Annotated in this window: 7 protein-coding genes; all 7 read left to right on the top strand. The window is 54.2% G+C overall.

The window, feature by feature from the left end; genetic code table 11:
• Positions 1 to 146 precede the first annotated feature (146 nt).
• The 7 genes from KXG62_RS03850 to KXG62_RS03820 all read left to right on the top strand — a co-directional run bounded on the left by KXG62_RS03850 (position 147) and on the right by KXG62_RS03820 (position 13,069).
• A complete protein-coding gene (locus KXG62_RS03850; protein WP_218090588.1) occupies positions 147 to 980 on the top strand; it encodes an ABC transporter ATP-binding protein in 834 nt (277 codons plus the stop codon).
• Positions 940 to 2,046, top strand: coding sequence for an efflux RND transporter periplasmic adaptor subunit (locus KXG62_RS03845; RefSeq protein WP_425517327.1), 1,107 nt, complete (start codon positions 940 to 942; stop codon positions 2,044 to 2,046). The genes KXG62_RS03850 and KXG62_RS03845 overlap by 41 nt, the downstream gene beginning before the upstream one ends.
• Positions 2,046 to 4,967, top strand: coding sequence for an ABC transporter permease (locus KXG62_RS03840; RefSeq protein WP_218090587.1), 2,922 nt, complete (start codon positions 2,046 to 2,048; stop codon positions 4,965 to 4,967). Before KXG62_RS03845 ends, KXG62_RS03840 begins: the two co-directional genes overlap by 1 nt.
• 4 nt (positions 4,968 to 4,971) lie before the next feature.
• Complete coding sequence (locus tag KXG62_RS03835) at positions 4,972 to 5,859, top strand: ABC transporter ATP-binding protein (RefSeq protein ID WP_218090585.1); 888 nt, start codon at positions 4,972 to 4,974, stop codon at positions 5,857 to 5,859.
• Between the two features lie 39 nt (positions 5,860 to 5,898).
• Positions 5,899 to 7,377: an ABC transporter substrate-binding protein gene (locus KXG62_RS03830; RefSeq protein ID WP_246627278.1), complete on the top strand. Its 1,479-nt coding sequence runs from the start codon at positions 5,899 to 5,901 to the stop codon at positions 7,375 to 7,377.
• 45 nt (positions 7,378 to 7,422) lie between these two features.
• Positions 7,423 to 9,624, top strand: coding sequence for a hypothetical protein (locus tag KXG62_RS03825; protein WP_218090583.1), 2,202 nt, complete (start codon positions 7,423 to 7,425; stop codon positions 9,622 to 9,624).
• Positions 9,625 to 9,958: 334 nt separating this feature from the next.
• Complete coding sequence (locus KXG62_RS03820) at positions 9,959 to 13,069, top strand: efflux RND transporter permease subunit (protein ID WP_218090582.1); 3,111 nt, start codon at positions 9,959 to 9,961, stop codon at positions 13,067 to 13,069.
• Positions 13,070 to 13,108: the final 39 nt, after the last annotated feature.

Raw genomic sequence — 13,108 nt, 5'->3', positions numbered from 1 at the left:
TTCGTCGTCCTTTTTTCCGAACTGGAAATATTTTTTATAAATTCATTGTTTTTTTGTAACCTTTCTTTGACCGGGAGCGTCTATAGATATGGTTGAATGTAGTATACAGATTACTAGAGGTAGCAGCAGGAAAGAGGGGGAACGTTATGAAGTTATGGCTGCGCAGAAATAAGGAGCCTGCGCCGCAGCCCGCCGCAGCCGAATCGACAGCGGAGACCGCAGCCGGGCAAGCCGCGGCGGCGACAGAACCGCCGATAGACCGGATTGCGCCAGAACCGGCGGCGTACCGGGAGATCGACACGAGCCAGCCGATGCTTACCGTCAGCGGCGTGGAGCGTTCCTTTCCGGTAGGGGGCCAGCAGCTTCACGTGCTGAAGGGAATCCATATGGAGCTGTACCCGACGCAGCTCGCGATGCTGAAGGGACGGTCCGGTTCCGGCAAGACGACGCTTTTGAATATGATCGGCGGGCTGGACCAGCCGAACAAAGGGGAAATTTATTTCCAGACGCATGCGTTTCACCGCTGCAGCGATGACGAACGGACATACATAAGAAGAAAAGAAATCGGATTTATATTTCAATCGTTTGCTTTAATGCCTCTTTTGTCCGCTTGGGAAAATGTGGAATTATCGCTGCGGATGGCGGGAGTGCCGCGGTCGCAGTGGAAGTCGCGCGTGACGCACTGCTTGGAGCTGGTCGGTCTCGGCCGGCGGATGCATCATCGTCCGTTCGAGCTGTCGGGCGGCGAGCAGCAGCGCGTGGCGATTGCCAAAGCGATTGCGCACCGGCCCGTCCTGCTGCTTGCCGACGAGCCGACGGCTGAGCTTGATTCGCAAATGGGCGCGCAGGTGATGGCCGTGTTCCGCGATATTATCCGGACCGAACGGATGACGATCTGCATGACGACACATGATCCGACAATAATGGAGGTTGCCGACCGTGTATTCGAAATGGTGGATGGAAAATTTATCAATTCTTAAGAATAAAGGGAAGCCGGTTCTGCTGCTTGGCGTGGCTGCGGCGATGCTCGCCTCTTCCGGCTGCTCTTTACTGCCGAAGGAGGACGAGGAAGAGGCCGTGCCGGTCATTACGGCGCCGAAACTGTCCAAGAAGCCGGAGTATGTCGTGAAGACCGATACGCTCGAGACGAAGGTGCGCGGAGCGGGCCGGTTAATGGCGACGGTCGAGGAGGATTTGTATTTTACCGACGAAACGAGCCGGCGGCTGAAGAATGTCGCGGTGAAAGTCGGCGACAAGGTGGAGCAAGGCCAGTTGATAGCCGAGCTCGACGTGACGGAGCTGGAAAGCCAGCTGAAGCAGAAGCAGTTGCAAACCCGCAAGGATGAACTGCAAATGATCGAGACGCTGCGCAAAGCCGACGAGATGGGCGCGGATCAGGTCGAGCTGGCGAAGATCGACTTCGAGCTGAAGCGGGAGGAACTGAACAAGCTGATGAAGACCGTAACGGATGCCAAGCTGAAGGCGCCGTTCGCGGGGACAATTGTGTCCGTTTATTTGCAAAAAGGCGACACGGTCAAAGCGTACGATGCCATCGTGACGATCGCCGACTTGTCCAAATTGACCGTAGCGGCGACGCTGAGTCAAGACGATCTCAAGCGGGTAGCCATCGGGATGGAAACCGTCGTCGACATTAATGCGGCCGGACAGCATAAAGGCAAGGTGCTTCAATTGCCAAATCCGAAGACGGACGGCAGCACGGGCGGCGGAGGCGGGACGTTCCCGGGGAACAACGGGCAAAAAACGCCGGATTCGATCGATAACTACTTGCTTGTCGAGCTGGATTCGTTCCCCCCTAGCTTGAATCGCGGCACGCCGCTGAGCATATCGGTCATTACCCAGCGCAAGGAGAACGCGGTCGTCATTCCGCTTGCTGCACTTCGTTCCTATGCGGGGAGAAACTATGTGCAGGTCGTTGACGAACAGGGCAACAAACGGGAAGTCGACGTCGAAGTCGGGCAGCAGACGCCGACGGATGTGGAAATTGTCAAGGGGCTGACGCCAGGCCAGAAAGTAGTGGGCCGCTAATGCCGATGCTGCGATTTTTGACCCGCAAAATGTGGAATACGCGCTGGCTGACGCTCAGCACGCTGGCCGGATTGATTATGGCCGTCGCCTTTACGACGAGCATTCCGATGTACTCGGACGGCTCGCTCAAGCGCGTAGTTTCCAAATCGCTCGAGGAGAAGAGCAGCGGCCTTCCCGCCGGCTCGGTGCTGATTCGTTATCAGGCGGCCGGGAGCGACCAGGCCGAGCTCGATGCGCTGAATGAAGCCGATCAATACATACGGGAAGAGATCCCGAAGGAAATTTTGTTCCCGACACAAACGTACGTCCGCAGCTTGTCGATCAGGGGAACGCAGCTGTCGCCGGATGACCCTTCCAAGGTCGACCCGAGCAAACGCCGGCAGATGACGCTGTTCGCGCAAAGCGGCTTGAAGGACGAAGTCGAGCTGACGCAAGGGACGTGGTACAAGGATCAGCCGCAAGGCGGCGTGTTCGAAGCGGTTATCCATGAGGAAGCGATGTACCGCAACGATATTCATGTCGGCGACGTGTTCAATTACCCGATCGCCGGCGGCATGGGCATTCCTCCCTTGAAAATTAAAGTAACCGGGACGTTCAAGCCGAAGAACGACGCAAGCCCGTACTGGTTCCAAGGGCTTGAAGGATTAACGGGCTCATTTTTTATGAGCGAGAACGTGTTTCATGACGAGCTGCTCAAAAATAAAAAGATCCCGCTCAATCTCGGCAACTGGTACTATGCTTTCGATTTGAAGGATATTCAGACGAGCCAACTGTCTCCGCTCGAGAGAAAGCTGGAACGCCTCGACATTACGCTGTATCAGAAGCTGAAAAACACAAGAGTCGATATTTCGTTCGTCCCGCTTTTGCAGGAATTCAAAGTGCAGAGCCTGCAGCTGCAAATTATGCTGTTCACGCTGGCGGCGCCGATGATCGCGATGGTGTTCTATTATATCGTGATGAACGCGCAGCAGTCGCTTGACCGGCAGCGGACCGTCATCGCGGTGATGCGCAGCCGAGGCGGCAGCACGAAGCAGATCATATGGGTGTATTTGCTGGAAGGGCTTATTCTGGGCGCGACCGCGATGGTGATCGGTCCGCTGCTCGGCTGGTTCATGGCGAAGAGCATCGGCTCCTCGAGCGGGTTTCTGACGTTTGTCGACCGCAAGGCCGTGCCGGTCGGCGTCTCCACGGAAGCGCTGCTCTACGGGGCGGCGGCCGTCGTCATCGCCATCATGGCAAGCGTCATTCCGGCGGTCGTGTACGCCAAATCGTCCATCGTCAGCCATAAGCAGAAGCTGGCTCGCGGCGATAAAAAACCGTTTTGGCAAAAATGGTACCTGGACGTCGCCCTCATCGCGGTTGCCGGTTACGGCTATTATTTGTTCAGCGATAGGCAAGATTTATTCGGCAAAACGGGACTGACCACCGATCAACTACAGGTGCACCCGCTGTTGTTTTTTATACCGGCCTTATCGATTATTGCGCTTGGATTGTTTTTTTTACGTATTTTTCCTTGGCTGCTTAAGCTCGGCAACTGGCTGGGCAAGCGCTTCTTGCCTGTCCCGGTCTACTTGACGCTGACGCAGCTGTCGCGTTCCGCGTCGTCGTATTATCCGTTGATGCTGCTTCTTATTTTGACGCTTGGCTTAGGCGTATACAACGCTTCGGCGGCAAGAACGATCGATTTGAATTCAACCGACCGCATCCTGTATGCCTACGGTACGGACGTCATCATGCAGGCGGACTGGGAGGCCGTGTCCGATGAGCTGCCGCAGCAGCAAAATCCGGGTCAAGGCCAAGGAGACGGCGGCCAAGGCGGCGGTCAAGGCCAGGGGCCAGGCCAAGGTCAAGGGCAGGGCCAGGGCACCGGCGGAGGAAATCCAGGCCAGCCGGGAGGCGGCGGTCCGGAAGCGCCGCCGAAGATGCGCTTCATCGAGCCGCCCTTCGTGATTTTTCGCGAGCTGGAAGGCGTAGAAAGCGCCGCCAGGGTCATGCTGTCCAAGAGCAACATCGTCGTGTCCGGCAAGTCGCTCGGCCAAGGGATGCTGATGGGGATCGACAATGTCGATTTCGCCAAGGTAGCCTGGTTCCGCAAAGACTTGTTCAAAGTGCATCCGAATACGTATTTGAACTTGCTCGGCCAATACGAGCAAGCAGTCATTGTGCCTAGTTCCTTTGCCGAGAGAAATCATGTCAAGGTCGGCGATTTGATGAATATTACGATCGCCCAGCAGTCGGTGGAATTTATCGTCGTCGCAACGGTACCGTACTGGCCGAGCCAATATCCAGAGCAGACGCCGTTTTTCATTGCGAATCTGGAATATATTTACGACCAGGCGCCGGTCACCCCTTACGAGGTGTGGCTGAAGATGAAGGACGGAGCGAAGGTGGCACCGCTAATCGAGACGCTGCAGGAGAAGAAGATCGACATCGCTACGGTGAAAGACGTGCGCAACGAGTTGATATCGCAGAAGAAGCATCCGGCCCGGGGAGGCGTGTTCGGGATTTTGAGCCTCGGCTTTCTCGTATCGGTGCTCATCTCGCTGATCGGCTATATCTTATATTGGTTCTTCAATTTATCGAGCCGGGTTGTACAGTTCGGCGTTTTGCGGGCCATGGGGCTTTCGCGAAAACAGCTGACTGGCATGCTGCTGCTGGAGCAGGCGTTTACCGCGGGGCTTGCGATCGCCCTGGGGCTCGGCATCGGCAAGCTGACGAGCTACTTATTCCTGCCGTTTCTGCAAACGGCGGAAAACGTAAAAACGCAAGTGCCGCCGTTTCGCGTCGTATTCGATTCCAGGGACACGGACCAGCTGTATGCGGTCGTTGCGGTCATGATGCTGACCGGCGCCGCCCTCTTGTTCCTTCACATCCGGCGTTTGCGCGTCCATCAAGCCGTGAAGCTGGGAGAGGAGAAGTGATGCAGTGATTCATTGCGAAGGACTCGTCAAAATATATAAAACCGAAGAAATTGAAGTGGTCGCCCTGCAAGGTCTCAATATTACGGTAGCTAAAGGCGAAATGATGGCGATTATCGGCAACAGCGGCAGCGGCAAATCGACGCTGCTGAACATCCTAGGCGGCCTTGATCGGCCTTCGGCCGGGCAGGTGCAGGTCGGGGAGTGGAACCTGCTGAAAATTACGGATGAAGAGCTGGTTCGCTACAAGCGCGAAACGGTCGGCTTCATCTGGCAAAACAACGCGCGAAATCTCGTTCCTTACTTGACCGCGCTGGAAAATGTCGAGATGCCGATGATGCTGAGCGGCAAGTATGACCGGCCGTACGCCAAGCAGCTGCTGGAATGGGTCGGTCTGAAGGAGCGGGTGAACAACAAGCTGCAGCAGCTGTCCGGGGGGGAGCAGCAGCGTGTCGCCATTGCGATTGCGCTCGCCAACCGTCCCTCGATGCTGCTCGCCGACGAGCCGACGGGCTCGGTCGATACGCGCACATCCGATATGATCATGGACATATTCCGCCGTCTTAATCGGGAGCTTGGCGTCACGATCGTCATCGTCACGCACGATATGACGCTCGTGAGCAAGGTGGACCGGGTCGTGGCGATTCGCGACGGCATGACGAGCACTGAATTCATCAAACGGAACCCGAACCTGGATCAGAGCGAAGCGGAGGCGCAGGCGGCCGCCGGAAAAAGCACCATTCATGACGTGCATGAGGAATATGTCGTGCTTGACCGGGCCGGACGACTGCAAATTCCTCGAACCTATTTGCAGGCGCTCGGCATCGAGGGCAAAGCGTCCATGGAATTCGACGGGGAAAAGATCATCATTCGACCGCCCAAAGCATTAGGATAAATGCAGGCTATTTTTCATAACCCAAGGGGGAATTGTCAAGTGAACAAACCTTTAAAAAGCGCAGTGTTACTATCCGCTTGCATCGGGCTCATGGCGCCGACGCTTGCAGCCTGCAACAAGGCGGGCAACGCCAACGACAAGAAAGAGCAAGTGCTTCGCATCGCTACAAGCATGGGCTACAGCGCGGAGGACGAGTGGTTCCGCCAGCGGTTCACCGATTTATTCGAGTTCGCCAATCCGAATATTAAGATCGAGATGATCGCCACGAACGACGACCGGTATATGTACGTGCCGCCGAAGCAGGGCGAGCGACCCAAAGATCCGATGGATAAGCTGAAAGAAGTGATGCAGGGCGATAACCCGCCGGATGTCGTGATGGTGCAGTACGAGCAGTTGACCGACCTCATTTCCAACAATATGCTCACTCAGCTCGATCCGATGATCACGAAAGACAAATTCGATACGTCGGACTTCGTGCCCGCCGTCATCGACGGCCTCAAGAAGGTAGGCGAAGGCAAGCTGTACGCGATGGCGCCGACATTCAGCTCTTCCGCCGTCATTTATAATAAGAGAATGTTCGACGAGGCCGGCGTTCCGTATCCGAAAGACAAGATGACTTGGGAGGAAACGTTCGATCTGGCTCGCCGTCTGAGCAAGGGAGAGGGGGAAAATCGTAAATACGGATTTTCTTTTTCCACGCACAACATGGGCGGAGACATGTATTATGCGAGCCAATTATTCATGGCCCCGCTGCAGCTGAGAATGTTCGACGAGAAAGCGGAGAAGATGACCGTCGACTCCGATCAGTGGGAGAAAGCCTGGAAGTCGCTGCTGCAGCTGAAGACCGAGAAGCTCACTCCGGAGCAGCAGGATCCGTCTACCATGAAGGGAAGAATGATGCAGGGGGGCGGGGAGGACTACAACCCGTTCCAGTATGACGATTTCTTGTCGGGACGCGTCGCGATGGCGATTATTAACTACAGTCAGATCAATCAAGTGTCCAACGCGATGAAGAATGCGCAGAACGTCAAAGGCTTCTCGCCGTTCGAATGGGACGTCGTTACGCTGCCGGTTCATCAGGAAGCACCGGATCTGGGCGGCTATATCAGCATGGACGGCATTATGGGCATCAACGCCAAATCGCAAAATCCGGATGCCGCATGGAAATTCATCAAATTCATTAACGGTGAAGATTGGGCCCGGTTAAAAGCCAGCAGCTCGTATCAAATCGTCTCCAGACAAAAATACATCAAGCAGAAGGACGGCTTGTCCATCAACATCAAGGCGTTCACGACACTGCTGCCCGTTCCGCAAATGGACTATAAGCTGTACCGCGATATGCCGGGCCTCCGTCAGGTGAACAGCATCGGACAGCGCGTGCTGCAGGAGGTCGTCCAAGGGAAAACTCCGGTTCGCGACGGATTGAAGCAATGGCAGACCGAAGGCAATACGATGCTGCAGCAGTTGAAGGAAAATCCGAATGGGCCGAGCGGACCGAATGGAATGATTATGTATTAGACCGAACATGGCGTTTTTTCAATAATGCAGGGAGGTAACAGCCAGATGAACAGAACGAAACGCAACCGATCCAAAGCACGTATCCTGCTGCTTGCAGCCATGCTTACGCTCAGTACCGCCGTTCCCGCCTTTGCGGCGGACGGCGGGGGGACAACGACTCCCGATACCGGCGCAGCGGTCTCGACCGGGACCGCGCCGACGATCGGCACGATCAAGCTGAATGACTCGAGCTACTTCGAGCTGAAGAACGTCTCAATGCTTCCGGCGCAAGGCAACAAAACGGTCACCTTCACGGTTACCGTGAACAACGGCAGCAGCAGTGATCTGCTTTTTATCGACTACTGGGTCCGGCTCAAGACGACGACCGGCAATCAAATTTCGGTGCATGTGCTGCCGCAGGACAAGGACAAAAACCGGATCACGCCGAAATCGAACCAGGATATATCGTTCTACGCGACGGTCAATGCGGAGACGGAACTCCAAGACTTGATTTTCGAGTTCATCCGATGGGATTTCAGCCAGCCGAACTTCGAACGCACCATTGGCGAAGTGAAAGTGCCGGACGACTACTCGATCGTTACAGCCCCCGGCGAGGCGAATACGATTCAAATCGCCTCCAATCCGATTCGAACGACCATTAAAAAAGTGTACATGAGCCGCAACGAGAAAAACTACATTCCGACCGTCGTTCTGACGCTTGAAAATGTGGGCAGCCGCAGTGTGGCGATTCCCGGCTACCAGTACATGCTCCGTACGTCCGAAGGATACATGTACCCGCTCGATGCCAAAGGTGTCAAAGATTTGAGCATCAATCCGCAGGTGAAAAAGGACATCGATTTGACGGGATCCGTCCCCGTCTCTGTGTCTACGGACGGGTGGCAGCTGGTCATCGTGCAAAACGCCGCCGATTTGAAAATGAATGTGCCGATCGCGTTCTACGCGCTGCCGCAAATTTCCGAACCGGACGCCGTCGATCTAGGCAAAGAATTCGGTTTTACCGTCGAGGACGGCTCCTATACCGCAATGCTGAACAGCGTGCAGCGGCTGCCTTGGGAAGATCAGGATGTTTTGGCGGCGGGTTTAACGCTCGCCAACCGGGGACCCGAAGCGCTGCCGATTCCGGAGCTGGCCGGTTACTTTGAACTGGACGATGCGGTAAAGGTGGAAGCCAAGCTGGTGCGAACCGACAAGGTGATCGGGTTGTCGCCGAACGCTTCCGCACAGTTTCAATTCATCGGTAAAATTCCGTACACGTACGAATTTGCCAAAATGAAGCTTATTTTGCAGGAGAAAGCGTCAACCGGCAGCGGCACGGGATCGACCGGAACGTCCGCCGATGCGAGCGATTTGCTTGAATTTGTTCACCGCTCCGAGATGATGCAAGTGCCGCACGTCAACGTGGGCGATACGTACAAAACGGCCAACGTAGGAAGAAAAGCCGACTTTAAAATTCATCGCGTCATGACCTACACCGGCAATGCGAACAATACCTTTGCCGTTGAACTGGAGTCGGTCAACCAGGAAAAGCGCTCTGCCGACGTGGCCAAGCTGGTCGCCCATTTCAAAACGCCCGACGGAAATGTGTACCCTGCGACCGTCTCACAGATTAAGAACAAGATCAATCCCGGAAATTCGGCGCTGCTGTTCTTGTCGAGCACGATCCCGAAAGACCTCGATACGTCCGGGATGATTGTAACGATCGGCGAAGCGGTAACGGAAGATAAGCTGTCGGAAAAGGACAAGACGCCGGATGCTTATGTGAATGCCGCTGCATTTTGGCTCCCTGAGGTGTTGCAAGAGGTCAAACCGAACTTGAAGGAGCTGGAGCTTGATCCGTACAAGCTGACGATCAACCGGATTTATACGCAGCTGGACAGCCAGGGCGTGCATCTGACCTTCGATTACAACTTGATCAAAAACTTGATGGCGGAGACGAACACGGAAGGGCGTAAGCTGATTATCGCGCTTGAAGACGATGCGGAAAAAATCGATATTTCGAAGGAGTTCGAGTTCAAGGACTTTGAAGGGACCGGGACGCAAGGCGGCTCTACGAATATCGGCTCCGTGAGCGACGGAAAGTTCAAGCTCGGCAGCTATAAAGATTTCAAAATTGACGTGAATGACAGCAATTTGATCTATGATCTGCGCTTCCTGAAAGCTTATAAATTAAATGTGTACGATTCGTTCCAAGGTCAAAAAAGATTGTTAGGCTCTCAAAAGGTAGAATGGTTCGAAAGAACGGAATAAACGGAATAATCATCGTTATTCTCACAGGAAACCGCTTCGGCGCTGCACTTGCTGCGCCGAAGCGGTTTTGTCGGCTGCGCCGATATTTGAACAATTGATTAATTTTGCGGTAGAGATATTGACACTTTTTTACATACCCGATATGTTCATAACGTTAACAATATTGTTAACGGCACATACATAGAACTCTCTTTTCATGCGTACATCCTCTTTTCCTATTGGCGCGATTCGACTGGCATCATGAGACGGAAGAAAGATTTTTATGGAAAATGAAGGGGTACAGGGAAGCGTGTCGTCTAAGTAGTCAGCAATTCGTAATGGAGGAGTCAGAGAGATGAATAAATTAACCGATTTTTCGATGAAGAACATCACAGCAGTGATCATTATCGTCATGCTGTTGTTCGCAGGGGGAGCCTATGCATCGACGACGCTGAAGGTAGAGAACATGCCGGACATCTCGTTCCCGGTCGTTGTCATCTCGACGCAGTATATGGCGCCGCCCAAAGATGTGCTCGAGGACGTGACCAAGCCGCTGGAGAAAGCGGTGGCCAGCATCGAGGGCATCAAAAATTTGACCTCCACTTCCAGCGATAACTATTCCTCGATTGTCATCGAGCTGGAGCAGGATAAAAAGCCGGATGACGTCAAAAAAGACGTGGAAAGTCTTATTGCGAATGTCAAGCTTCCGCAAAGCGCGGAAAAGCCGAAAGCGTCGACCTTCGGCTTCGCGTCGGAGCCGGTCTATTATTTGTCCGCTTATGCGACCAACGGAATGACGCAGCAAGATCTGGACAAAATCTACAAGGATGTGATTTTACCGGGCCTCAATGGCATTAAAGGCGTCGATCACATCGATTCAATCGGCAACCAGGAAGCCGTGCTGAAGATGAAGCTGGATGCGAACGCGATCAGCAATTACAATATGACGCCGTCGCAAGTATCGCAGAGCATCAAGTCGGCGCTGACGACCAGCCCGGCCGGATCTGTCGATTTTAACGGCAATACCCAGATGGTCCGGGTCAAGAGCGATTTGAACACGATTTATAATTTGGAGAACATGAAGATCATGACGCCAGGCGGCGATACGCTGCTTCTGAAGCAAATCGCCAAGGTCGAGGCGATCATGGAGTCGGAATTCATGTCCAGGCTCAACGGTCAGCCGGCGATCGGCATTCATTTGTACAAAACGAAAAACGCCAACACCGTCGAATTTGCCGCCGAAGCCGACAGGCTGATGGACGTATGGAAGCAAGAATTCCCGAACATTACATTCCATGCGGTCTACAATCAGGCGACGGATATTAAATCGTCGATCAGCGGCATGGTGAAGGAGGGTGGACTCGGAGCGATTCTCGCATCGATTATGATTTTGCTCTTCCTGCGAAACGTCCGTATGACGTTTATCGTCCTTATCTCGATTCCGTTATCCATCATGATTACGCTGCTCGTTATGGCCCCGCTGGGCATATCGCTCAACATAATGACGCTCGGGGGGATGGCGATCGCCGTCGGACGGGTCGTTGACGACAGTATTGTCGTGATTGAGAACATATACAGCCAGCTCGTCAGAGCCCAGGAGCGCAACGAGTCGGTCGTCAAGCTCGCTACCGCGCAGGTGGCCTCGGCCATTACGTCTTCCACGATTACGACGGTGGGCGTGTTCGGACCGATCTCCTTCGTCAGCGGGGTGCTCGGCGAAGTGTTCCGTCCGTTCGCGATTACGCTGTCCGTGGCGCTTCTGTCATCGCTTATCGTTGCGGTAACGGTCATTCCGCTGCTGGCGAAGCTGCTGGTGCTTCGCAGCAAAAACATCAAGACACATGATGAAGCATCCGTCGGCAAATTAGCCGAGACGTATAAGAATGCGCTGCTTTGGTCGCTGAATAACCGTAAAAAGACAGCACTCATCGCGATTTTGCTATTTGTCGTTACGATTGCAGGCACCGTTCCGTTCTTGGCGACGTCTTTCATGCCGGAGAGCGAATCCGATAAAATGATGCAGTTCACGATCAAAATGCCGCGTGAAACGACCATAGAAACGATGAACGAGAAAATCAAAGAGATCGAAGCGATGATGCGCGAATCGAAAGATTCGGCCGGGGAGCCGACCTTCGATTATGTGGAATCGCTGATCGGCTATAACGGAGGAACGGACCGGGTGGCGTACCGGACCATGTTCTTCGCCTCCGCTTCGGCGCATTCCGACGCCAAGCAAGTCGCCAAAGAGTTCAAGGAGAAAATGTTATATTTGCTGCCGAAAGGCTCCGAGTCCGAAGGGATGCTCATTACCGCCGGCGGTCCGCCATCCGGAGGAGCAGATTTCTCCTATATGCTGAAAGGCGACGATCTGGATCATTTGAAGCAAGGCGCCGAGATCGTCCGCAACAAATTGAAGGAATTTCCCGAGATTTCCGACATTAAAGACAGCTTGAGCGAATCCAAGACCGAGGTTGAAATCGCCGTCGATCAAAATAAAGCGCGCCTATTCGGCTTATCCTCCGCCCAAATTATGGATACCGTCCGCAGCTGGCTTGCGGAAGAGAAGCTGGGTGATTTGAAATTCGATAACACCACGTTCGAGACGAAGGTGATGATCGATCCGAATTTTAAAAACTCCGTTGACAAAATCGGCCGATTCACGATCAAGGCGCCGACGGGAGCGACCGTCAGCTTGAACGAAATCGCCAAGGTGCGCCAAATCGATGCGCCGGTTGCCATCACGCGTGAGAAACAGGAGCAGTACGTCAGAGTGACCGCGAAGATTGACTCGGTCGATAAAGGCGGCGTCAGCAAAGCGTTAACCGAAGCGCTCAAGACGATCCAACTGCCTTCCGGCGTCCGTACGGAAGTTAAAGGGGTTACCGACGATATTCAGGAGAGCTTTAATCAAATGTTCGTAGCGATGGGGGCATCCATCTTCATCGTGTACCTGGTCATGGTGCTCGCATTCGGCAACGGCAGCGCGCCGTTCGCGATCTTGTTCTCGCTGCCGCTGGCGGCGATCGGCGGTCTGCTCGGATTGCTGATTACGAAGGAATCCGTCAACATTACGTCCTTGATCGGCTTCCTGATGCTGATCGGTGTCGTCGTCACGAATGCGATCGTCTTGGTCGACCGCGTGCAGCAGCTGCGCGAAGCCGGTTCTACCGTTCGCGAAGCGCTGATCGAAGCGGGGATAACCCGGATGCGTCCGATTATTATGACGGCCGGCGCCACCATCATCGCGCTGCTGCCGTTGGCGCTGGGACTGTCCAAGGGAACACTCATTTCCAAAGGTCTTGCGGTCGTTGTTATCGGCGGCTTGACGACATCGACTTTATTGACCTTGATCATCGTACCGATCGTATATGAAATGATCGAAAATATGAAGAATAGCATCGGCCGCTTGCTTCGCAAAAAAGAAAAGCCGGTTGCCGACCAGCCGGCCGCGCCGATCGCCCCGTAATATCCGCAGCGGCATGCGGACGCAAATCCGGCGAAACAT

Origin of the sequence: Paenibacillus solanacearum, from assembly GCF_910593845.1 — a bacterium.
GTDB lineage: Bacteria > Bacillota > Bacilli > Paenibacillales > NBRC-103111 > Paenibacillus_G > Paenibacillus_G solanacearum.
Note: the sequence above shows the minus strand (reverse complement) of the source record. Positions and strands in the feature narration are given on the sequence as shown.

Excerpts from the sequence above, each read along its gene's own strand:
- KXG62_RS03825 (WP_218090583.1), top strand. The coding sequence starts at position 7,423 with ATGAACAGAACGAAACGCAACCGATCCAAAGCACGTATCCTGCTGCTT.
- KXG62_RS03840 (WP_218090587.1), top strand. The coding sequence starts at position 2,046 with ATGCCGATGCTGCGATTTTTGACCCGCAAAATGTGGAATACGCGCTGG.
- KXG62_RS03820 (WP_218090582.1), top strand. The coding sequence starts at position 9,959 with ATGAATAAATTAACCGATTTTTCGATGAAGAACATCACAGCAGTGATC.
- KXG62_RS03850 (WP_218090588.1), top strand. The coding sequence starts at position 147 with ATGAAGTTATGGCTGCGCAGAAATAAGGAGCCTGCGCCGCAGCCCGCC.